The following is a 20473-nucleotide window of genomic DNA, read 5'->3' on the forward strand; positions in this document are numbered from 1 at the left end:
CGTTCAAGACCTCATCGTTATGCCGAGCGTCACGCGGGTGGCGCCGTAGTTGGAAACATCGCTGTTGGTTTCGCGGTCGAAGCGGGAGACCGACGCTTCGAGCGCGAACCGGTCGGTGAGCTTGCGCCGGGCGACGACGCCGTACTGGCGGACCTGGTCGCGGGTGTAGCTGAACGGGCGGATCGCCGCGTCCTGCCGGAAATCGCGGCGCGCGAACTCCCCGTACGCGCCGATCGTGGTCAGTTCGCTGAGGCTCACGTCGGCCTGCAGGCGGAAGGCGGTGCGGATGGCGAAGCCGGTCGCGATCAGGCTGTCGTTGACGATCGTGCGTTCGTTGGTCGCGGTGATCTTGACGCGCGGGATCGCGGTGGTCGCGACGCTGAGGTCCCAGCCGAGGCCGTTGTATTCGCCCACGGCATCCGAGGTGCTGTCGACGCGCATGTAGCGCACGTCGGCGTTGATCGACGTCAGCGGCGACACCGACCGTTCGAAGGAGACGCCGACCGCGTCGCTGCGGTTCTCCAGCGCCAGCGCGGGCCGGTTGGCGGTGACATGCTCGTAATAGGCGGTGATCGACCCGAGGCTCGGGCGATCGTAGCCGACGCCGGCGCGATAGCGGTTGCTGGTCTGGTCGGCATATTCGAAACCATCGGCGTTGCGCGTGGTGTCGCGTTGCCAGGCGACCACGGGATAGAGGCCCGGCCGCCTGCAATCGGCGGAGACCCCCAGCGTCGAGAATTTCTGGAGGTTCTCGGTCGCGGCGTTGAGGTCGCCATAGTCGGCGCGCTGCTGGCGATAATTGGCGAGCGGGCTGACCGCGCAGGTTCCGGCGATCAGGAAGCGGCCGCTCCCCTCGATCTCGAACCGCGGCTTGCTGCGCCCGCCGTTCGACGTGAACCAGTCATAGCCGGCAAGGCCGCGCAGCGTCAGCCGGCGGACGCCGATGTCGCGGTCGTAGGTGACCTGGACGGTCGGCGTGACGATGATGTCGTCGGTCGGATCGGTGGTGCGATCGTCGACGCGATAGATGTTGTCGTCATAGGCCGCCTCCAGCGACGCCTCGACGCGCAAGGGAGGCTTCGCCGCCGGCTTGGTGTCGGCGGCGGCATCCTGAATCCGTGGCTGCGATTGGGCACGGGCCGACGATCCGAATCCGGCGCCGAGCGCCAGACCAGCCGACAGCAGCAATGTTCGCTGCAGTGCAGCAGCGATACATGGCTGAGCTTTCCCGTTACCTTTCGCAACTGCGAAAGATTTGCGACTTATACTCATGTCGCCAGAGCAAGGCACGCGCTCTAGACCTCATTGCAGTGCAGCAATGCAGGTCATGCTATAGCGTTAGGGCTGCCCTGCCCACTGGGCGTGCTGCAACTGGTCGCGCTGCCAGCACGGCTTATTGGTTAATCCGGCCGGAGCAGCCGGAAAGGGATGAGCTCCGAGGGACCGATTCACCCGGAAGAGAGAAGAGATCAGCGCATCAGCCAGAAGAGGATCGTGCCGAGCGCACCTGCGAAAGCAAGGATGCCGGCCCAGCGGGACACCGCCTGGATCGCCCGTTCCAAGGCGGAATCCGCGGCGTCAAATGGAAGCGGCTGCGTCGTCCATCGATCCGTGTGCGGAAGCCGGGCCGCTTCCCTCGTCTTCGTCAGATGCTCCACCGCGCCAATCCTCTTTGTCGCGGCCGCCTCTGAACGAAAATCGTTAACGCTTTCTTGTTGACGGCTCGCGAGCCGCCGGCAATCAAATCAATAGGCGTTCCGGTGGACGAGCACCTGCGCCGTGCGCGCCAGGATGCTGACATCGCGCAGCAGGCTCCAGCCGTGGAGATATTCGAGGTCGGCCTTGAGCCGGTTGAGGATGTCGTTGCGATGCTCGGTCGCGCCGCGGAAGCCGCGAATCTGGGCGAGGCCGGTGATGCCGGGCTTCAGCGCGTGACGGTGCCAGTACTGCCGGTCGACGCGCCAGAACAGCTCGTCCCCGGCCTTGGAGCCGAGCGCATGGGGGCGCGGGCCGACCAGACTCATGTCGCCCAGCAGCACGTTGATGAGCTGCGGCAGCTCGTCGATGCTGGTCTTGCGGATGAAGCGGCCGACACGGGTGATGCGGTCGTCGTCGCGCCGGGTCGACTGGGTGCCGTCCGAATCGCTGGTCTCGACGCGCATCGAGCGGAACTTGAGGATGTGGAAGATGCGATTGCCGCGGCCCATCCGCTCCTGGCGGAAGAAGACCGGGCCGGGCGAGTCGAGCTTGATCAGGATCGCCACCGCGATCATCGCCGGCAGCAGCGCGATCAGCACCGGCACGGTGAGCGCGATGTCGAGCGCGCGCTTCTTGGCGCGATTGGCGAGGTTGAGCGGGCCGCGCGACACCACGACCGTCGGCACGCCATTGAGGTCGTGGACCGCGAGCGGCGCGAGCTCGCCCATCTCGGGCACGATGATCTCGCCGAGGATGTTGGCGCCCTTCAGCACCTGCGCCCATTCGGTCTTGCGATCCGGCGTGCAGCTGATCACCACCCGGTCATAGTGCCTCAGGATCGTGCCCAGGCGGTTCAGCATATAGGGATCGTCGAGGTCGGAGCGCAGCGCCGCGGTGCCGGCGTCGATGATGTCGCTGCCCAGGCATTCGTCGGGCACCGCGCCGCCGTCGACGATCACTAGCTCGGCCTGGAGCTTGTCGCCGCAGGTCCGGCGGACGATGTGGCAGATGAGGAGGCGCTGACTGATCAGCACCACCACTGTGGAGATCATCCCGATCGACAGCGCGAATCGCGGCAGCTGGCCGGTCACCTTGAGCGAGAACACCACCAGCAGGAAGATCAGCATCGTTGCCGCGAACGACAGCAATGCCTGACGGCAGCTCGCGATCGGGCTGGTCAGGCAGCGCGGATTATAAGCCTGGTTCTGGAAGGCGACGCCGGCATATATGACCATCCCGCCGAGGAGCGAGGTCCAGGCATGGCCGGACACGCTGCCGGGCTGCTCGACCTGTAGGCCCATCGCGAAGCCGACCAGCAGCGCGAGCGCATCGGCACCGATCAGCACCAGGCACAGCCAGACCTTGGCGCTGCGCCGGGCGGTCGACCCTATCGAGGGACGACTTGGATATCCTTGGATCGCCAGGTCAATCTTTGACATGCGACACCTATTGTTATTGACGCAAACAGACCCCTTGGGATCGCCCGGCCGCCCGCAATGTAATCCGCGCGCAACCGTGCTGCGGCGCAGCAGGACACAGCATCCGTTTCGGTGCAAGCCATACCCCGGCAGGATCACGCCGATTTGGGACGACCTGTGCCTGGAGAGGGATTCGTCGAAAGCCGGCTGACGCCGACGGCAGCCGTTGCGGGTCTACCGATCAGCTCAGCCGACCAGGAACCAGGCGAGTCCGCCGAGCGCGAGGACGAAGGCCAGCGGTCCGGCCCAGCGCGAGCCGAGCTCGATCAGGCGATCGGCCTCGTCGACCGGGAAGGGCGGAATCTGCGGCTCATGGCCGCCGTGGTCGGGGCGATACGCCTCACCCGCCTCGTGCAGCGGGGCCGCTTGCGCTTTCGGCGAACGGTTCGGCTCGCCCAGGTCTCCAGACATCCCGTCCTATCCACGTTGGGCCGTTGGCTTCTGGCCTCAACGCTTCTTACGGGATAATGGCCGCCATTTCGAGCGAATTGCGTCCGGGGCGCGACAGCGCGGCGCTCCATGCGTAACCGCGGTAGAGCGGGCGGAAATCCGCCGTGAGGCCCTGATCCGCGGCGACGGCACGGACCGCCGATTCGAGCTCGGCGCGCGGCGTCACGTCGAACTTGGCGAGCCAGGCGAACAGCAGCCGGCGCCAGGCGGCGGGCAGGCCCTCCTGTTGGCCGAAATCGACGATCGTGAGACATCCGCCGGGTCCCAGCACCTCGGCGCCGCGCGCGATCGTACGGCGCCAGTCGGGGATCATCGAGAGCGTGTAGCTCATGAACACCCGATCGGGTGCGTCGAGCCCGAACAGCGCCTTGGGATCGAAGCTGGTCGCATCGCCCGGAGCCAGTGCGATCCGCCCCTCCAATCCGGCGCGGCGGACCGAGGCGCGCGCGGTCTCCAGCATCGCCTCCGAGATGTCGAAGCCGAAGAAGCGGGCTTCCGGCCATGCTTTCGCCGCCGCGATCAGGTTGCGCGCGGTGCCGCAGCCGACCTCGATCACGCTGCCGCCCGGCGGCGGCGCCAGCTCGCGGATCAGCCGGTCGCGGCCGAGCAGGTAATATTTGCGGGTGAGATCGTAGAAGTGCCGCTGGCTGCGATAGATTGCATCCATATGGCGCGCAGGGTCGCGCGCGTCGCCGTCCGCCATCTATCTGAGCACGTAGAGATGGACGCCGCCGTAGATCGCCGACCGGTCGCGCCGGGTATAATCGAGTGACTCCCCGGCGCGGTAATCCCAGCGGTCGAGGATCTCCTGCGGAATGCGTCCCGGCAGCAGCGACGGCGCGGCGGCGGTGCGGAACAGCACGCGCGCGCCCGGCCGGGCGGTGCGGGTGATCTGGGTCCACAGCGCCGTCAGCTGCTCGTCGGTCATCCAGTCCTGCGCGTCGAGCAGGATGTAGCGGTCGCGCGATTGATCGGGCAGCGACCCCAGATGATCGGTCATGTTCACGTGCCGGATCTCGACCCGGTCGACGCGCTCGACCACGGCCTCGTAATTCTCGGGCTTGAGATAGGGCGGCCGCGGCGCGTCGGGCGATTTGCCGTAGCCGCGGCCGAACGCCTGCCAGGCGAAATAATTGTCGGCGAGATCGAAGTCGCAGGCCAGCTTCTCCAGCCGGCGCCTGAGCACAGTGCGCATCCCCTCGGGATCGTCGGAGGCGAGCGACTCATACTGAGCGGGCGGGATGCCGAGCCCGAACAGCGATGCGGGCTGGTCGATCACCCAGCGCACGAACTTCTTGTCGAAGAACGGCGCGAACTTGGTGCGGAAGATCTCGCGCTGCTCGTCGATCGTGCGGGCTTCGAGCATCACCTTGGGATCGATGCCGTACGCCTTGGCCATCAGGTGCGCGAGGCCGATGAAGCCGCCGAGCAGGCCGCGCTTGTAGAAGCCGCTGGCGAAACCGGAGATGCGCCGCCGCCCGATCAGCTCGCGGCCCTCCCAATAGCGTCGCGTCGTCTCGTCAAGATGCGGGCGGACATGGTGCATGTAGGCGCGGATGTTCTCTTTCGAATCGGCCTCGCCGAAGAAGCGGTGGAATGCCGGATAGTCGGGCAGGTGCTTCGCAGCGGCGAGCTTCAGCCGGTTGAGCGCGATGTGGGCGGTGTTGAGGTCGACCGCGGTGATCGCCTTAGGGCCCGCGGTCAGATAGGAGAGGACGTTGCAGCCGCCGCTGGCGATGGCGACGACATGGCTGTCCGGCTGGATCGCCAGCGCTTCCATGTCGACCTCGGGGTCTTCCCAGATCTGCGCATAGACCAGGCCGCGGAAGGCGAAGGTGAAGGCGCGTTCGAGCAGCCCTTGCTTCGAGAGATGCTCGTGGCGGTGAACCGCCCCCCGGACGGCGCGGTTGCCCGGCGCCTTGGCTGACAGCCCCATGTCTGAACTCGATGCTCCGCTCGGAAAGTCCGCATCTTACGGATTTCATTGGCGCTAGGCCAGCATGGTGTCAGTTTCGTGACGGGGAACGACGATCGGGTGCTTGATCGGGGTGGCATTCGCGCCCGCGAAGGACTAGGTGGGCGGCACATTCCTTCGCAAAGGACAGCCGCCGCCTTCATGCGCATCGCCATTGCCGCGGATCACGCCGCGTTCGCCCTCAAGCAGACGTTGGCCGAATGGCTGAGCGGGGAAGGGCACGATGTGCTCGATCTCGGCACTCAGAGCACGGAAAGCGTCGACTATCCCGACTTCGGTTACCGCCTCGCGCGCGCGATCGCCGAGGGGCAGGCCGATCGCGGCGTCGCGCTGTGCGGGTCGGGTATCGGCATCTCGATCGCGGTCAACCGCGAGCGCGCCTGCCGCTGTGCTTTGATCTCCGAACCCTATTCGGCGACGCTCGCCCGCCAGCACAACGATGCCAACGTGATCGCGCTCGGCGCGCGGCTGACCGGCATCGATATGGCCAAGGCCTGCGTGACCGCCTTCCTCGCCACCGATTTCCTCGGTGACCGCCACACCCGCCGCGTCGAGAAGCTCGGCGCCCCCGACCTCGACGGAGATGCCCGATGAGCAGCCAGGCCCTTTTCAGCGACGTCCAGCAAGCCAATTATAAGGTAGAGGGCGGTTTCTTCACCCGCAATCTCGCCGATGCCGATCCCGCGGTGTTCGCGGGGGTCGCCCATGAGCTCGACCGCGAGCAGCACCAGATCGAGCTGATCGCCTCGGAGAATATCGTCTCGAAGGCGGTGCTCGAGGCGCAGGGGTCGGTGTTCACCAACAAATACGCCGAGGGCTATCCCGGCAAGCGCTACTATCAGGGCTGCCACCCGTCCGACGAAGTGGAGCAGCTCGCGATCGACCGCGCCAAGGCGCTGTTCGGCTGCGACTTCGCCAACGTCCAGCCGCATTCGGGCGCGCAGGCCAACGGCGCGGTGATGCTGGCGCTGACCAAGCCCGGCGACACGATCATGGGCCTCAGCCTCGATTCGGGCGGGCACCTGACACACGGCGCGCGCGCGGCGATGAGCGGCAAGTGGTTCAACGCCGTCCAGTACGGCGTGACCCCCGACACCCATCTCATCGACTTCGAACAGGTCGAACGGCTCGCCAAGGAGCATCGGCCGACGCTGATCATCGCCGGCGGCTCGGCTTATCCGCGCCACATCGACTTCGCCCGGTTCCGCGCGATCGCGGACGAGGTCGGCGCCTATTTCATGGTCGACATGGCGCATTTCGCCGGGCTGGTCGCGGGCGGCGTCCATCCCTCGCCGTTCGGGCACGCCCATGTCGTCACCACCACCACCCACAAGACGTTGCGCGGGCCCCGGGGCGGTGCGGTGTTCACCGATGACGAGGGCGTAGCCAAGAAGATCAACTCGGCGGTGTTCCCGGGCCTTCAGGGCGGGCCGCTGATGCACGTCATCGCCGCCAAGGCGGTCGCGTTCGGCGAGGCGCTGCGGCCCGAGTTCAAGACTTATGCCGCGGCGGTGGTCGAGAATGCCAAGGTGCTGGCGGCGACGCTGGCCGAGCGCGGGGCCGACCTCGTCTCGGGCGGTACCGACACGCATCTCGCGCTGGTCGACCTGACCCCGCTCGGCGTTACCGGCAGGGACGCCGACGAGGCGCTGGAGCGCGCCGCGATCACCTGCAACAAGAACGGCATCCCCAACGACCCGCTGCCGCCGGTCAAGACCAGCGGCATCCGCGTCGGATCGCCGGCCGGCACCACACGCGGCTTCGGCCCGGCCGAGTTCCGCGAGATCGGCAACATGGTCGCCGACGTGCTCGACGGCCTCAGGAAGAACGGCGAGACAGGCGACGCGCAGACCGAGGCCAATGTCCGCGAACGGGTGCGCGCGCTGTGCGAGCATTTCCCCATCTATCCTGATGCGTGATGCGCTGTCCGTTCTGCGCCCATGAGGACAGCCAGGTGAAGGACAGCCGCCCCACCGAGGACGGGGCGGCGATCCGGCGGCGGCGGCAGTGCGAGGCGTGTGGTGCGCGCTTCACCACCTTCGAGCGCGTGCAACTGCGCGAGCTCACCGTGCTCAAGAGCGATCAGCGCCGCCAGCCGTTCGACCGCGACAAGCTGGTGCGTTCGATCACCGTCGCCTGCCGCAAGCGCGGCATCGATTCGGCGCAGATCGAGCAGCTCGTCTCCGGCATCCAGCGCCAGCTCGAGACGCAGGGCGACGGCGAGGTGCCGGCGAGCCGCATCGGCGAACTGGTGATGGAGGGACTGAAGGGGCTCGATTCGGTCGCCTACATCCGCTTCGCCAGCGTCTACAAGGATTTCCGGGAAGCCAAGGACTTCGAGGAGTTCGCCGGCAATGTCAGCGAGGCGGGACGAGGGTGAGCGCCGGTTCCTCTCCGCCGCCTGCCATCGTCCTGGTCCGTCCGCAACTCGGTGAGAACATCGGCAAGGCGGCGCGGGCGATGCTCAACTTCGGGCTGACCGAGATGCGGCTGGTCGCCCCGCGCGACGGTTGGCCCAATCCGTCCGCCGGTCCCGCCGCGAGCGGCGCGGACATGGTGCTCGCGGATGCGCGCGTGTTCGACAGCGTCGCCGAGGCGGTGGCCGACTGCGCGCATGTCTATGCGACCACGGTGCGCAAGCGCGGCGTGACCAAGCCGGTGGTGACGCCGGAGGAGGCCGCACACTCGATCCGCCGCGAGGCGGGCCGCTCGGCGATCCTGTTCGGTCCCGAGCGGTCGGGACTCGAGACCGACGACGTCGCGCTCGCCCGCACCATCGTGACGGTGCCGATCAATCCCGAGTTCGGCTCGCTCAACCTGGCGCAGGCTGTGATCCTGGTCGCCTATGAATGGTCGAAGGGCGCGGCCCTGGAGAGCCCACCCGCGGTCGAGCTCGATCCTCCTGCGCCGCAGGAGGAGCTCGACGGCCTCATCGGACAGCTCGATGCGATGCTCGACCGCTCGGGCTATTTCTACCCGCCTGATCGCGTTCCCGCGACCAGGCGGACGCTGCGTACGCTGCTGACGAAGCCCGGCTGGTCGAGCCAGGAGCTGCGGACCCTGCGCGGCGTGCTGTCGGCGCTCGACGGAAAGAAACGGCCGCGCATCTGATCGGTGATTTTTGTCGGCGAGCAAGCTAACAATACTGCGAATCGACCAGGGGGATCTTTATGGTGCCGTTGAGGTTGCTTGCTCTTGCCGCTTTTGTATCCGTTCCGCTGATCGCTCAGGCGCAGGACCCGAAGCCCGCGACCGAGAAGAAGGATGATCCCGACCGCAAGATCTGCCGGAGAGAGCCTGCTCCGACCGGCAGCATCATGGGCGGCAAGCGCGTCTGTCACACCCGCGCCGAGTGGAATGCGATCGACACCGCCAATCGTGCCAATATCGAGCGCATGCAAGACCTTCGCACCATGAGCCGTTAGCCGGGCTCTACTCAGCGCCGGTCGAACGCCTCGAACTCATAGGCAATCGACGCTTCGACCAGCCGGTCCCACAGGTCGGCGATGGCGTCTCCGGGCATCCCGGCCGCCTCGGCGGCGGCGCGGGCGTTGGCGATCACCTGCGCCTTGCGAGCCTCGTCTCGCACATGGTTTCGCTCCGGTTTGATGCGGGCGGCGGCGTCCATGTAGCCGAAGCGGCGCCTCAGCAGCGCGATCAGCCGCCGGTCGACGTCGTCGACGCCGGCGCGGACCTCCAGCATCGTCTTGCAGTCTTCGGGATCGAGGATCTCTGTCATGGGCGCGGCTGATGGCGGGCAGCGCGGGGTCTGTCCAGCTTGACTTGGCGGGAAAGCACGGCTAGGCGCGCGCCTTCGCAATCGGCCCCGCACCCCGGTGAAGCGGTGGCCCTGCCTTCCTCCATGGATCAGCAGAGCGGCATACCGGGACCAACGTCGTTAGCAATTGCAAGGATTTACCGATGTCGAAGCGCAGCAGCGCCAAGTACAAGCTCGATCGCCGGATGGGCGAGAACATCTGGGGTCGCCCGAAGAGCCCGGTCAACAAGCGCGAGTACGGCCCCGGCCAGCACGGCCAGCGCCGCAAGGGCAAGATGTCGGACTTCGGCATCCAGCTGCGCGCCAAGCAGAAGCTCAAGGGCTATTACGGCGACGTCACCGAGAAGCAGTTCAAGAAGGCCTATGTCGAGGCCGCCCGCATGAAGGGCGACACCGGCCAGAACCTGATCGGTCTGCTCGAGCGCCGGCTCGACATGATCGTCTATCGCGCCAAGTTCGCTCCGACGATCTTCGCCGCGCGCCAGCTCGTCAGCCATGGCCACGTCCGCGTCAACGGCGTCAAGTGCAATATCGCCAGCCGCCAGGTGAAGCCGGGCGACGAGATCACGCTGGGCGACAAGGCCAAGGAGATGGCGCTGGTGATGGAGGCGCAGAGCCTCGCCGAGCGCGACATTCCCGACTATGTCGCGCCGGACGGCAATGCCAAGGTCACCTTCACCCGCGTGCCGACGCTCGACGAGGTGCCGTATCCGGTGAAGATGGAACCGAACCTGGTGGTCGAGTTCTATTCGCGCTGATGCGAGAATTTAGCGCCAGCTGAATTCGAGCGAACCCATCAGCGCGAACGGCCGGCGGCGCCAAAAGCGCCGTCCGACGACGCGGCTTCGCCGCGGCACTTTCCAAGACCAAACGAAAGGGCGGCACCGCAAGGCGCCGCCCTTTTCGTATCTCACATTCCCATCGAAGCGCGCAGGAACTTGTCCGCGCGATCGAGCATGTGCGCGCGCGCGGCGTTGTCGTCGAGCTGGTGGTCAAGTCCCTTGTACTCGATGAGCTCCGCCTTCTTGCCGGCATCCTTCAAGCGATCCTGCATCAGCCGCGACTGGCCGATCGCGACATTCTGATCGACGTCGCCGTGGAACAGCAGCACCGGCGCGACGAAGCGATCGGCGTGGCGTGCCGGCGAGCCCTCCTGCGCGGTGGCCGCGTCGCCGAAGATCGCGTCGAGCGTTTCGGGCGTCTCGCCGCCATCCCGTTCCTCCTGCTCGCGGACGATGCCGAAGTCGGTGACCGGGGCGATCGCGACGATCGCTTTGAACAAGGCGGGGTCGACCACCGCCGATTGCAGCGCGGCATAGCCGCCATAGGACCAGCCGACGATCGCCAGTTTCGACGGATCGGCGATCCCGGACTTCACCAGCCAGCGCCCGGCATCGTCGATGTCGCCGATCGCGGTGCGCCAGGATCGGATGCCGTTCTGCTGGAACCATTCCATCCCGTATCCGCTCGATCCGCGATAGTTGGGCTGGACCACCGCATAGCCGCGGCTGGTGAAATATTGCGGCAGCCAGTCGAAGTTCCATTCGTCGCGATAGGTCGGGCCGCCGTGCGGCAGGACGATCGCGGGCAGGTTCTTGCCGTCGCTCCCGGGCGGCAGCGTCAGATAGGCGGGCACCATCGTGCCATCGCCGGCGGGGTAGGTGATCGGCTTGACCGTCGCGAGCTTCGTCTGCGCCAGCAGCGGGCGCACCGGCAGGATCTCTGCCAGGTGTTTGCTTGCCTTGTCGTACAGATAGAAGCGGCCGGGATCGGTGTCGCTGCTGGCGAAGACGACCAGCTTCTGCTCGTCGGCGCTGGCGTCGACGATGTTGACGAGCGGCGCTCCCGGCAGCGCCTTGGACAGCGCGGCCGAGAATCTGCTGAGCTCCGGATCGAACATCGCCACCTTGCGCTTGTCCGTGACCCAGCTCGCGCCGACCACCCGGTTCTGGCGGCCGATCGTCAGCAATTCGTCGATTCCGGCGTCCGGCCGATCGAACACCAGCTCCTTGCGGAGACTTCCATCGAGCGCGACCTTGTAGAGCCCCGTCCGGCCGTTCACGGTTTCCAACCCGTAGACGACATCGAGATCGGGATCGACCGCATAAGGGACGAAGCCGGTCGCATGGTAATTGGAGTAGGTGACCGTGCCGAACGGCAGCCACTCCCTGCTTCCCTTTCTGCGATAGCGATATTCGACGAGGCTCGTGGATTGGCCGACCGTATTGCGCGGGGCGAGCCCCATCATGCGCACGTTCGCATGGCCGTCGGTGATATACTCGACCGCCAGCTTGTTCGGCGTCTCGACGATCCTGCGCGCCAGCGTGCGGGTATTGACGCGTTCGACGCCGTAGCCTTCGCGCTCGCTGCTGATGATATGGCCGGTGGTCGTCTCCGGTATGTACCAGCGCGACATCAGGACCGAGCCGTCCTCATTGTCCCCCTGCCAGTCGATCACCTCGCCGCCGCCGAGTGCGATGCCGAGCGAGCGGTCGTTGCCGCGCGCGGTCAGGGCCTTCTGCTCGCTCCCGTCGCTGTTGACCGAAAGCAGGCGCGTGCCGGCCCGCTTCTTCCCGTAGACGGCGTCGATGAGGTAGAGGCCGCAGATCAGGCGGTCATTGGTCGACCAGCGACAGAAGGTCAGCCGCTCCGGGCTTCCGCTCGCGTAGAGGATGCCCTTCATCGCCGGCGGTCCGTTTCCGTCGAGCCGCACCACCGAGGCCATCGTTCCCCGCGCGCCATTGGGCTGCAGGATGACCAGCGACTTGCCGTCCGGCGAGATGCTGACGTCCAGCACATTGTCGCGCGCGCCGAACCGCACCGCGGCGTCGTCGGCCGCGCGCGCCACAATCGGCATCGCCATCGCCGCGGCGATGGCGAAGCATCCCAGCAATTTCCTCATCGAGTCCCCCAGCCCCCTTCTCATGCGAGGCTAGCATTCCGCCGCAGGACTGCAAGCGCTTGCGGCGGTGCTGGCGGGCTGCCACAACGCGGCTCCGATCGTCATCGAGAGACCATAGATGCGCCTGTTGATCATGGCTGGCCTGACGTTTTGCAGCGTGCCGGCGCTCGCCCAGACCACCTCGCCAATCTCCGTCGACACGCTCAAGGACGTCACAAAGACCCTCTCCTCCGACGCCTACGAAGGCCGCGCGCCCGGAACTCCTGGGGAGCAGAAGACGCTCGCCTATCTCGCCGATCGTTTCGCCAAGGCGGGGCTCAAGCCCGGCAACAACGGGAGCTGGTTCCAGGACGTGCCGCTGGTCGAGCTCACCGCGAAGAACGTGAGCCCGCTCGTCTTCACCGGCGCGGGGGCGCCGCTGTCGCTGCGCTACGGGCCGGACATGGTGGTGGCCAGCTATCGCGTGACGCCGCGCACCGACGTCAAGGACAGCGAGGTCGTCTTCGTCGGCTATGGCATCAACGCGCCCGAAAAGGGCTGGAACGACTATGCCGGCATCGACGCCAAGGGAAAGACCGTCGTCATCCTGGTCAACGATCCCGATTACGAGAGCACGACGCTGGACGGGCCCTTCAACGGCCGTGCGATGACCTATTACGGCCGCTGGACCTACAAGTATGAGGAAGCGGCGCGGCAGGGCGCCGCCGCGGCGATCATCGTCCATGACAGCGTGCCGGCCGCCTATGGCTGGAACGTCGTCCAGTCGAGCTGGACCGGACCGCAGCAGGTCGCCGACGCCGCCAACGGCCATATGGACCAGAGCGCGGCGGTCGGCTGGATCCAGCTCGACGCCGCGAAGAGGCTGTTCGCCGGTGCTGGGCAGGACTTCGCGAAGCTTGCCGCGGCGGCCAAGGTCAAAGGCTTCAAGGCGGTGCCGCTCACCGGCGTGAAGGCGTCGGTCGGCTTCGACGTCGGCGTGCGCAAACATGCGTCGAAGAACGTGATCGGCATCCTGCCCGGAACCAAGGCGCCGAACGAATATCTGCTCTACAGCGCGCATTGGGATCACCTCGGCCGCTGCGAGGCGGCGCGGGACGGCGACGACATCTGCAACGGCGCGATCGACAATGCCTCGGGCACGGCGGCGCTGGTCGCGCTGGCCGAGGCACATGCCAAGGCCGGCCCGACCGCGCGCAGCCAGGTATTCCTGGCGGTGACGGCGGAGGAATCGGGCCTGCTCGGCTCCGAATATTACGGTGACCACCCGGTCTATCCGCTCAGCCGGACCGTCGGCGGCATCAACATGGACGCGCTGTCGCTCGCCGGACCGTCGCGGAACGTCGTGGTGATCGGCAAGGGCAAGTCGGAGCTGGATGCCTATCTCGACCGCGCGCTTGCCCGCCAGGGCCGCCGCGCCGATCCCGATCCGATGCCGCAGAACGGCTATTACTACCGCTCCGACCATTTCAGCTTCGCCAAGCACGGCGTGCCGATGCTCTACGTCGATTCGGGCGACGACCTGGTGAAGGGCGGCGTCGCGGCGGGGAAGGCGGCGGCCGAGGATTATACGAAGAACCGCTATCATGGCCCGAAGGACGAATATGACCCCAATTGGGACTGGTCGGGCGTCGTCCAGGACCTGACGCTGTTCTACCAGATCGGCCGGGAGCTGGGGAATTCGACCGCCTGGCCGAACTGGGTGCCGGGCGACGAGTTCCGCGCGATCCGCGACAAGAGCCGCGCCGGGCGCTAAGGGCGCGCGCATGACACGTCCTCCTCCCCCCGAATGGGCGCCGCACAAGGCGGTATGGATCGGCTTCCCCAGCCATCCCGAGCTGTGGGAGCGCGACCTCGGGCCCGCCCAGGCCGAGGTCGCGGCCTTCGCGCGCGCGGTCCATGCCGACGGCCGCGGCGAGAAGGTGCTGCTGGTCGCCGCCAATATCGAGGCGGCCGAGACGGCGGAGCGGCTCGCGCCGTTCGCCGGCGTGGTGATGGAGCCGTTCGGCGACATCTGGCTGCGCGACACGGCGGCGATCGTCACCGGCGACGGCACCGCACGCGACTTCCGCTTCAACGGCTGGGGCGGCAAGTACGACCTCCCCGGCGACGAGGACATCGGCGCGCGGCTGGCGGTGCTGCGCGGCATCGAGACCGACGCGTGCGACTGGATCCTCGAGGGCGGCGCGATCGACGGCGACGGCACCGGCCTGATCGTCACCACCGAGCAATGCCTGCTCAACCGCAACCGCAATCCCGGCATGAGCCGCGCCGAGGTCGAGGAGCGGCTGAAGCGCGATCTCGGCATCGCCTCGGTGCTGTGGCTGGGCGAGGGGCTGCTCAACGACCATACCGACGGGCATGTCGACAATCTCGCGCGGTTCGTGGCGCCGGGCGTGCTGGCGATCCCGGAGGCGTTCGAGAACGATCCCAACTGGCGCGTCTATCAGGCCGCTGCCGAGAGCGCCGAGCGGTTCGGCCATATCGAGATCGTCCGCGTGCCCTCGCCGGGCCGGGTGCTGAGCCGCGAGGAGGAAATCATCCCGGCGAGCTACATGAACTTCTACATCGGCAATACGAGCGTGGTGGTACCGCTTTATGGCCAGCCCAACGACCAGGCGGCGGTGGCGGCGTTCGGCCGGATCTTTCCGGACCGCGAGGTTGTCGGGCTGCGCGCCGATCATATCTTGACCGGCGGCGGCAGCTTCCACTGCATTTCGCAACAGATTCCGAGAACCCGATGACCGAGATCACCGTCGGCGCGCTCCAGCTCGCCTTCACCGACGACATCGACGCGAACATCGCGCGCGTGTCCGCGCTGGTGCGCGAGGCGGCGGCGAAGGGCGCCGAGGTCGTGCTGCCGCCCGAGCTGTTCGAGGGCGAATATTTCTGCCGCGTCGAGGACGAGGGGCTGTTCGCCAATGCGAGGCCGGTCGGCGAGCACAAGGCGGTCAGGGCGATGCAGGCGCTCGCGCAGGAACTTCGCATCCATATCCCGACCAGCTTCTTCGAGGCGGACGGGCCGCATTACTACAACAGCCTCGCGATGATCGGCCCGGACGGGAAGGTCGCCGGCGTCTATCGCAAGAGCCACATCCCCGACGGCCCCGGTTACGAGGAGAAATTCTATTTCCGCCCCGGCAACACCGGCTTCAAGGTGTGGGACGGGCCGGGCGCGACGCTCGGCGTCGGGGTGTGCTGGGACCAATGGTATCCCGAGACCGCCCGCGCCATGATGCTGATGGGCGCGGAGGTGCTGTTCTACCCGACCGCGATCGGCAGCGAGCCGCACGATCCGGGGCTCGACACCGCACGGCTATGGCGCCGAGCGATGGTGGGCCATGCCGTGTCCAACGTGGTGCCGGTGGTCGCCGCCAACCGGATCGGCACCGAGCATGGGCAGACCTTCTACGGCACCAGCTTCATCACCGACGAGCGCGGCGACATCCTCGCCGAGCTGGGCCGGGAGGAGGAGGGGCTGATCACCGCGACGCTCGACCTCGACCGCGTCAAGCGCCACCGCGCCGCGTTCGGCTTCTTCCGCGATCGCCGGCCGGAGCTCTATGCGCGGTTGGTGCAGGACGTGTGACGGCCGGTCAGCCGGGCAGCGGCGGCGCATCGGGGAACCGTGCGAGCGGCGTGAAACGGCCGGCGGTGTCGCCGCCGATCACGTCGCGGTCGCCGATCCGCACCCAGACATGCGCAATGAGGCCGCGTGCGGGATCCTGCGCGACTCCATAGTGCATCGTCGCCGCGATGCCGCGACGATGCAGCATCCACTGCACGGCAAGCCCCTGCTCGATACAGACCGCGCGGAAGCGGGCGCGTCTCGCGGCCGCGCGCACCGCCCAGGCGACCGTGTCGGCGGTCCGCGACGGATCGGCAGGCGGAGGTCGGACCGGCGGACGCGCGGCAAAGCGGGCGATCCGGCGGAACGGCAGGCATTTTACGAACAGCGACGCGGCGGCGAGCGCCACGCACGCCTCTATCAATGCCCGCCGTTCATCCGGGCGGCGTGCGCGCCAGCGCTCGACCAGGCGCGACCGCCGGCTCAGGCGTTGCCCCCTTCGATCTTGCGGATGAACCGGCCGGTGGCGATCGCACGGCTGACGGCGGTGGTGTATTCGGTCGTCATCAGCCGGCCGGCCGCGTCGGCGCCCGGCCAGGCGTCCAGCATGTGCTGGACACGGTCGAGGTCGATCCATTTCGTCGAGCCCCGGCTCTCGCGCAGTCGCGCGACCTCGGCGTTGAGCCCCGACAGCGCCGCTTCGAAGCCGTGCGCCCAGTCGGCCGCCTGCAGCCCCTTGCGATATTCGTCGACCAGCGTTTCGGGCAGGACGCCGCGCAGCGCCCGGCGCGCGACGGCGCGGTGCACGCCGCGATGGAGGAACTGCTCCTCGGGGATGGTGAGGCACAGCTCGAACAGGCGGCGGTCGATCGTCGGATCGCGCGTGTCGACGCCGTAGAGGCGGCGGCTGGTGCGCGCGAAATCGCCGCGGATGCCGCTGCGCGCGAGCGCGGCGAGGCGCAGCACCCGGCTGTCGCCGCCGCCGAGGCGCCGGAGGTCGCCGCCATAGGCGAGCACGTCCCGTTCGCGGCCGCGCGCGCGCAGGAAGTCGCGGTCGATCGCGCAATAGTCGAAGAACTCCGGCGGCCCCTTGCCGACCAGCTTGCGCAGCCGGCGTGCGAGTTCGGGCCATGCGGCATCGGCGAAGGCGCCGGCCAGCGTCGTCCAGCGCCACCGTTGCGCGCGGCGGATCTCCAGCAGCGTCGCCGCCACGCGGTCGATGCGGCCGCGGCGCACCGACATGCCCAGCAGCTCGCCGCCGTCGTAGCTGAAGCTCATGTTGCCCATCTGACCGACCAGCATCACGCCGATCCGCCGGCCCTGCGCCTCGCGATCGATCGCATTGCCCCAGACGGTGTTGGACAGGTTGAGCAGCGGCACGTCCTGCACCTGCGTGCGGTGGTCGAGCACCTCTTCGAGCGGCGTATCGGTGTTCGAGATGCGGACATGCTCGATATTGGCGTGCATCGCCGCGACGCGCGCGGCATGGCTCCATTCGTCGCCGAAGCGGCCGGGCCGCTCGGTGAAGCCGTGGTCCGGCGCCGCGGTGAAGGCAGTGAGACTACGCCCCTCGCCGGCCAGCCTCCGCGCGGCCAGGGCGGTCACCGCGCTGCTGTCGAGCCCGCCGCTCAGATGGCTGCCGATGCGTTCGTCGCCCACGATACGGCAGGCGACCGCCTCCTCCAGGCACGCCAGCACGGCGCGGGGATAATCCGCGTCGTCGCGAAGCCGCAGCATCGGCAGCCGCTCAGGCCGCCACCAGCGCGTGGTGCGCAGCCTGCCGGCCTCCCAGACCGCCGCGGTACCGCCAGTCACGCGCGCGATGCCGGTAAAGAGCGTACGCCCGCTCTCCATCGGCAGCAGCGTCAGCCATTCGCAGACGCGATCCTCGTCGAGGCTGCGGGGCACGTCGCCTTCGGCCCAAAGCGCTCCCATCTCGCTGGCGAAGCGCAGCTCGCCGTCCGGGCTGAGCCAGTGGAACAGTGGCCGCATCTCGCCCGGATCGGTCGCGAGCACCATCCGGCGGCCGATGCCGTCCCAGACCGCACAGGCGTAATCGCCGATCAGCCGGTCGACGAAGTCCTCGCCCCAGCGCCGATAAGCGGCGAGTGCGAGCTGGGCGGGGGCATCGCCTGCCGGTGCGTCGCTTCCGAGTGCCGCCGCCACGTCCGCGGCGTTGTGGAGCTGTCCGTCGAACAGCGCGGCGCACGCGCCCGGCGCCGTCGCGAGCGCGGCATCGTCGGCGACGGCCAGCCGCACGCCGCCCGCGCTCCATTGCCGTGCGGTCCGTGCCGGTCCGATGGTGACCGCGCGGAGCGTGCGGTCGATCGGCAGCGGGGCGTCGGGATCGGTCGCGGCGCGGCCGCAGATGCTCATGGATGGCTCGCCAGCTGGAGGACGGCCAATTCAAACCCCGCTGTGCCTTGCCGGAGAATATTCGGATTGCTCCGTTTCGGCGCTACGCCGTCGCATCCAGTCGCCGGCTCTCGATCGGAGGTCCGGGCAGGCGCCGAAACGGTGTCGATTTAAGCATATTCCGGTCCGCAACTCGCCGGTACGGCGCATCATCTGGCAACAACTTGCTTTTGAAGCACTTCGTGGCAAGGTGCGCCATGGCCTATCTTCCCGACCATGCGGAGCTCGAATTCATCCGCGAATCCGTGCTGCTCAGCCGCCGGTGGCGCGCCAAGCTCGATGAACGGCTGAAACCGTGCGGCATGACGCTGGCGCGGTCGACGGTGCTCTACTGGCTCGATCAGGCGACCGAGGTGATGACGCAGCGCGAACTGGCCGACATCGTCGGGATCGAGGGGCCGACACTGGTGCGCCAGCTCCATGCGCTCGAGGCGCAGGGTTTGATCGAGCGGGTGCCGGTCGCACACGACCGCCGCGCCAAGGGCATCCGCCTCACCGATCGCGCACGGCCGCTGCTCGACACGCTCAACAAGGTCAGCCGCGCGACCGCCGACGAATTCCTGGCGAGGCTCGACAAGCGTCGGCTGGGCAGCGCGACCAAATTGCTCCGCGAGGCGCGCGAATCGCTGAGCTGACGCTCAGCGCACGCGCGGACCGCCGTAGGGGAGCGGCGGCGGCGGACGGCGGTCGCGGCGCGGGAGCTGCGCCTGATAGGCGTGACCGCAATGCGCGACGCAATAGGGGAAGCCGGGGTTCACCTTCTCGCCGCAGAAGTGGAAGTCCGGCTCGCCCGGATGGCCGATCGGCCATTTGCAGATCCTGTCGTTGAGATCGAGCAGCGTGGTCTTGCCGGCGATCGCCTCGCTGGGCCTGGCCGGCACGAGGCGGCGCGGCGGCGCGGGCGCGATCGGCGGGGCCTGCTCGCCGGGGTTCTGGCGGACGAATCCGCCCGGCCCGACCGAGCGCAGCACCGGCTGGTCGGACGCGGGACGCGGCTCCGGCGCAGCCGGGCGCGGCGCGGCGGGCGCGGGCGCCGCCTCGGCGGCAGGGGCGGGCGCGGCTGCGATCTTGGCTGGGGCGGGCGCCGCCTCGGGCTCGTTGGGCTTCACCGGCGACGGGCGCGGCTGCAGGCCGAGGCGATGCGCCTTGCCGATCACCGCATTGCGGCTGACGCCGCCCAGCGCCTCGGCGATCTGGCTCGCGGTCTGGCCCGCTTCCCACATCGCCTTCAGCGTCTCGATCCGCTCTTCGCTCCAGCTCATATCCGTCCTTCTTCACACCCCCGGGTTGCGGGGAGCCGCGGCAGCGCATAGGTGACGCCGCAATGGCCGACCAGCCCCAGCCCGTACACAATCCCTTGATCCCCGCCCCTGGCGTGCCCGTCATCCGGAACGTCAACTGGGGCGGCTTGCGAGCCCTCTATATCAAGGAGGTGCGCCGCTTCTTCAAGGTCCAGCTCCAGACGATCTGGGCCCCGGCGGTGACCAATCTCCTCTATCTGGCGGTTTTCACCGTCGCGGTGGGCGCGCGCAGCCCCGTGCATGTCGGCGGTGCCCAGGTGGCCTTCGCCGATTTCGTCGCGCCGGGATTGATCGTGATGGGGATGCTAACCAACGCTTTCGCCAATTCGAGCTTCTCGCTGCTGGTCGGCAAGATCCAGGGGACGATCGTCGACTATCTGATGCCGCCGCTCTCCACCTCGGAGCTGCTGGCGGCGCTGGTCGGCGGGGCGGTGACGCGCGCGTTCATGGTCGGGGCCGCCATCTGGGCGGCGATGCTGCTGTGGCCGGGCGTGCACGTGATCCCGGTGCATCCGCTCGCGGTGCTGTGGTTCGGGTTGCTAGGGGCGCTGTTCCTTGCGCTGATCGGGGTGCTGACGTCGATCTGGGCCGAGAAGTTCGATCATTCGGCGGCGGTCACCAACTTCGTGGTCGGGCCGCTGACGCTGCTGTCGGGCACCTTCTATTCGGTCGACAAGCTCGCGCCCGCCTTCCAGGTGGTCAGCCACCTCAATCCGTTCTTCTATATCATCTCGGGCTTCCGCTACGGCTTCATCGGCCATTCCGATTCGCCGCTATGGGTCGGCAGCACCGTGGTGCTGCTGCTCGACGTCGTGCTCGGTCTCGTCTGCTATACGCTGCTGCGCAAGGGCTGGAAGATCAAGAGCTGAGCCCAGGAGCTGAAGGTGGTGTTGACCCCCCCGGCCTGCTGC

The 20473-nt window shown here is 67.8% G+C and carries 22 protein-coding genes; 11 read left to right on the forward strand and 11 right to left on the reverse strand.

The features are described from left to right. Nucleotides 1–3 precede the first annotated feature (3 nt). The 6 genes from ACMGER_RS06725 to ACMGER_RS06750 all read right to left on the reverse strand — a co-directional run bounded on the left by ACMGER_RS06725 (nt 4) and on the right by ACMGER_RS06750 (nt 5562). Nucleotides 4–1188 (reverse strand): outer membrane beta-barrel protein, encoded by a 1185-nt coding sequence (locus ACMGER_RS06725; RefSeq protein ID WP_436811317.1) that lies wholly within the window; start codon nt 1186–1188, stop codon nt 4–6. A 281-nt stretch (nt 1189–1469) separates the two neighbouring features. Next, nucleotides 1470–1658 (reverse strand): hypothetical protein, encoded by a 189-nt coding sequence (locus tag ACMGER_RS06730; RefSeq protein WP_436811318.1) that lies wholly within the window; start codon nt 1656–1658, stop codon nt 1470–1472. An 87-nt stretch (nt 1659–1745) separates the two neighbouring features. Next, nucleotides 1746–3137 (reverse strand): exopolysaccharide biosynthesis polyprenyl glycosylphosphotransferase, encoded by a 1392-nt coding sequence (locus ACMGER_RS06735; protein WP_436811319.1) that lies wholly within the window; start codon nt 3135–3137, stop codon nt 1746–1748. 225 nt (nt 3138–3362) lie between these two features. After that, nucleotides 3363–3587, reverse strand: a complete 225-nt coding sequence (locus ACMGER_RS06740) for a hypothetical protein (protein ID WP_436811320.1) — start codon at nt 3585–3587, stop codon at nt 3363–3365. Nucleotides 3588–3633: 46 nt separating this feature from the next. After that, nucleotides 3634–4329: a class I SAM-dependent methyltransferase gene (locus tag ACMGER_RS06745; protein ID WP_436811321.1), complete on the reverse strand. Its 696-nt coding sequence runs from the start codon at nt 4327–4329 to the stop codon at nt 3634–3636. Beyond that, the gene (locus tag ACMGER_RS06750; protein ID WP_436811322.1) at nt 4330–5562 is read right to left on the reverse strand and encodes a BtaA family protein; all 1233 of its coding nucleotides are present in this window, start codon (nt 5560–5562) and stop codon (nt 4330–4332) included. Nucleotides 5563–5742: 180 nt separating this feature from the next. On the opposite strand from ACMGER_RS06750, the gene rpiB reads away from it, so the two are divergent. Genes rpiB through ACMGER_RS06775 form a run of 5 tightly spaced genes read left to right on the forward strand, consistent with a single transcriptional unit; the run spans nt 5743 to nt 9026 of the window. After that, a complete protein-coding gene (gene rpiB / locus ACMGER_RS06755) occupies nt 5743–6195 on the forward strand; it encodes a ribose 5-phosphate isomerase B (RefSeq protein WP_436811323.1) in 453 nt (150 codons plus the stop codon). Continuing rightward, a complete protein-coding gene (gene glyA / locus ACMGER_RS06760; RefSeq protein WP_436811324.1) occupies nt 6192–7520 on the forward strand; it encodes a serine hydroxymethyltransferase in 1329 nt (442 codons plus the stop codon). Before rpiB ends, glyA begins: the two co-directional genes overlap by 4 nt. Further along, the gene (gene nrdR / locus ACMGER_RS06765) at nt 7520–7981 is read left to right on the forward strand and encodes a transcriptional regulator NrdR (RefSeq protein WP_436811325.1); all 462 of its coding nucleotides are present in this window, start codon (nt 7520–7522) and stop codon (nt 7979–7981) included. Before glyA ends, nrdR begins: the two co-directional genes overlap by 1 nt. Further along, the gene (locus ACMGER_RS06770) at nt 7978–8712 is read left to right on the forward strand and encodes an RNA methyltransferase (RefSeq protein ID WP_436811326.1); all 735 of its coding nucleotides are present in this window, start codon (nt 7978–7980) and stop codon (nt 8710–8712) included. Before nrdR ends, ACMGER_RS06770 begins: the two co-directional genes overlap by 4 nt. Before the next feature lie 59 nt (nt 8713–8771). Further along, nucleotides 8772–9026 carry a hypothetical protein gene (locus ACMGER_RS06775; RefSeq protein WP_436811327.1) on the forward strand — a complete coding sequence of 85 codons (255 nt, stop codon included), beginning with the start codon at nt 8772–8774 and terminating at the stop codon, nt 9024–9026. An 11-nt stretch (nt 9027–9037) separates the two neighbouring features. Here the strand turns inward: ACMGER_RS06775 and ACMGER_RS06780 are convergent, their stop codons facing one another. Continuing rightward, nucleotides 9038–9340 (reverse strand): chorismate mutase, encoded by a 303-nt coding sequence (locus tag ACMGER_RS06780; RefSeq protein WP_436811328.1) that lies wholly within the window; start codon nt 9338–9340, stop codon nt 9038–9040. Between the two features lie 182 nt (nt 9341–9522). Between ACMGER_RS06780 and rpsD the strand changes: the two genes are divergently transcribed. Then, on the forward strand, nt 9523–10137 hold the full coding sequence (gene rpsD, locus ACMGER_RS06785; RefSeq protein ID WP_436811329.1) for a 30S ribosomal protein S4: 615 nt from the start codon (nt 9523–9525) through the stop codon (nt 10135–10137). A gap of 152 nt (nt 10138–10289) precedes the next feature. On the opposite strand, the gene ACMGER_RS06790 is transcribed toward rpsD, so the two are convergent. Beyond that, on the reverse strand, nt 10290–12281 hold the full coding sequence (locus ACMGER_RS06790) for an alpha/beta hydrolase family protein (RefSeq protein ID WP_436811330.1): 1992 nt from the start codon (nt 12279–12281) through the stop codon (nt 10290–10292). A gap of 133 nt (nt 12282–12414) precedes the next feature. On the opposite strand from ACMGER_RS06790, the gene ACMGER_RS06795 reads away from it, so the two are divergent. The 3 genes from ACMGER_RS06795 to aguB are packed head-to-tail and all read left to right on the forward strand — an operon-like array spanning nt 12415 to nt 15867. Beyond that, entirely contained in the window at nt 12415–14034 is a 1620-nt protein-coding gene (locus ACMGER_RS06795; RefSeq protein WP_436811695.1) for a M28 family metallopeptidase, read from the forward strand. A gap of 10 nt (nt 14035–14044) precedes the next feature. Beyond that, nucleotides 14045–15022: an agmatine deiminase family protein gene (locus ACMGER_RS06800; RefSeq protein ID WP_436811331.1), complete on the forward strand. Its 978-nt coding sequence runs from the start codon at nt 14045–14047 to the stop codon at nt 15020–15022. After that, the gene (aguB, locus tag ACMGER_RS06805) at nt 15019–15867 is read left to right on the forward strand and encodes an N-carbamoylputrescine amidase (RefSeq protein WP_436811332.1); all 849 of its coding nucleotides are present in this window, start codon (nt 15019–15021) and stop codon (nt 15865–15867) included. The genes ACMGER_RS06800 and aguB overlap by 4 nt, the downstream gene beginning before the upstream one ends. 7 nt (nt 15868–15874) lie before the next feature. Here the strand turns inward: aguB and ACMGER_RS06810 are convergent, their stop codons facing one another. Further along, a complete protein-coding gene (locus ACMGER_RS06810; protein WP_436811333.1) occupies nt 15875–16270 on the reverse strand; it encodes a lasso peptide biosynthesis B2 protein in 396 nt (131 codons plus the stop codon). 59 nt (nt 16271–16329) lie between these two features. Then, complete coding sequence (locus ACMGER_RS06815; RefSeq protein ID WP_436811334.1) at nt 16330–18222, reverse strand: asparagine synthetase B family protein; 1893 nt, start codon at nt 18220–18222, stop codon at nt 16330–16332. Nucleotides 18223–18458: 236 nt separating this feature from the next. Between ACMGER_RS06815 and ACMGER_RS06820 the strand changes: the two genes are divergently transcribed. After that, nucleotides 18459–18896, forward strand: a complete 438-nt coding sequence (locus ACMGER_RS06820) for a MarR family transcriptional regulator (RefSeq protein ID WP_436811335.1) — start codon at nt 18459–18461, stop codon at nt 18894–18896. A 3-nt stretch (nt 18897–18899) separates the two neighbouring features. Here the strand turns inward: ACMGER_RS06820 and ACMGER_RS06825 are convergent, their stop codons facing one another. Beyond that, nucleotides 18900–19523 carry a GcrA family cell cycle regulator gene (locus tag ACMGER_RS06825; RefSeq protein WP_436811336.1) on the reverse strand — a complete coding sequence of 208 codons (624 nt, stop codon included), beginning with the start codon at nt 19521–19523 and terminating at the stop codon, nt 18900–18902. Between the two features lie 62 nt (nt 19524–19585). Between ACMGER_RS06825 and ACMGER_RS06830 the strand changes: the two genes are divergently transcribed. Next, entirely contained in the window at nt 19586–20431 is an 846-nt protein-coding gene (locus ACMGER_RS06830; protein ID WP_436811337.1) for an ABC transporter permease, read from the forward strand. Nucleotides 20432–20473 lie beyond the last annotated feature (42 nt).

It is taken from the genome of Sphingomonas astragali, assembly GCF_051400615.1.
Taxonomy (GTDB): domain Bacteria; phylum Pseudomonadota; class Alphaproteobacteria; order Sphingomonadales; family Sphingomonadaceae; genus Sphingomonas.

Excerpts from the sequence above, each read along its gene's own strand:
- ACMGER_RS06735 (WP_436811319.1), bottom strand. The coding sequence starts at position 3,137 with ATGTCAAAGATTGACCTGGCGATCCAAGGATATCCAAGTCGTCCCTCG.
- ACMGER_RS06740 (WP_436811320.1), bottom strand. The coding sequence starts at position 3,587 with ATGTCTGGAGACCTGGGCGAGCCGAACCGTTCGCCGAAAGCGCAAGCG.
- ACMGER_RS06745 (WP_436811321.1), bottom strand. The coding sequence starts at position 4,329 with ATGGCGGACGGCGACGCGCGCGACCCTGCGCGCCATATGGATGCAATC.
- ACMGER_RS06750 (WP_436811322.1), bottom strand. The coding sequence starts at position 5,562 with ATGGGGCTGTCAGCCAAGGCGCCGGGCAACCGCGCCGTCCGGGGGGCG.
- rpiB (WP_436811323.1), top strand. The coding sequence starts at position 5,743 with ATGCGCATCGCCATTGCCGCGGATCACGCCGCGTTCGCCCTCAAGCAG.
- glyA (WP_436811324.1), top strand. The coding sequence starts at position 6,192 with ATGAGCAGCCAGGCCCTTTTCAGCGACGTCCAGCAAGCCAATTATAAG.
- nrdR (WP_436811325.1), top strand. The coding sequence starts at position 7,520 with ATGCGCTGTCCGTTCTGCGCCCATGAGGACAGCCAGGTGAAGGACAGC.
- ACMGER_RS06775 (WP_436811327.1), top strand. The coding sequence starts at position 8,772 with ATGGTGCCGTTGAGGTTGCTTGCTCTTGCCGCTTTTGTATCCGTTCCG.
- ACMGER_RS06780 (WP_436811328.1), bottom strand. The coding sequence starts at position 9,340 with ATGACAGAGATCCTCGATCCCGAAGACTGCAAGACGATGCTGGAGGTC.
- rpsD (WP_436811329.1), top strand. The coding sequence starts at position 9,523 with ATGTCGAAGCGCAGCAGCGCCAAGTACAAGCTCGATCGCCGGATGGGC.
- ACMGER_RS06790 (WP_436811330.1), bottom strand. The coding sequence starts at position 12,281 with ATGAGGAAATTGCTGGGATGCTTCGCCATCGCCGCGGCGATGGCGATG.
- ACMGER_RS06795 (WP_436811695.1), top strand. The coding sequence starts at position 12,415 with ATGGCTGGCCTGACGTTTTGCAGCGTGCCGGCGCTCGCCCAGACCACC.
- ACMGER_RS06800 (WP_436811331.1), top strand. The coding sequence starts at position 14,045 with ATGACACGTCCTCCTCCCCCCGAATGGGCGCCGCACAAGGCGGTATGG.
- aguB (WP_436811332.1), top strand. The coding sequence starts at position 15,019 with ATGACCGAGATCACCGTCGGCGCGCTCCAGCTCGCCTTCACCGACGAC.
- ACMGER_RS06815 (WP_436811334.1), bottom strand. The coding sequence starts at position 18,222 with ATGAGCATCTGCGGCCGCGCCGCGACCGATCCCGACGCCCCGCTGCCG.
- ACMGER_RS06820 (WP_436811335.1), top strand. The coding sequence starts at position 18,459 with ATGGCCTATCTTCCCGACCATGCGGAGCTCGAATTCATCCGCGAATCC.
- ACMGER_RS06825 (WP_436811336.1), bottom strand. The coding sequence starts at position 19,523 with ATGAGCTGGAGCGAAGAGCGGATCGAGACGCTGAAGGCGATGTGGGAA.
- ACMGER_RS06830 (WP_436811337.1), top strand. The coding sequence starts at position 19,586 with ATGGCCGACCAGCCCCAGCCCGTACACAATCCCTTGATCCCCGCCCCT.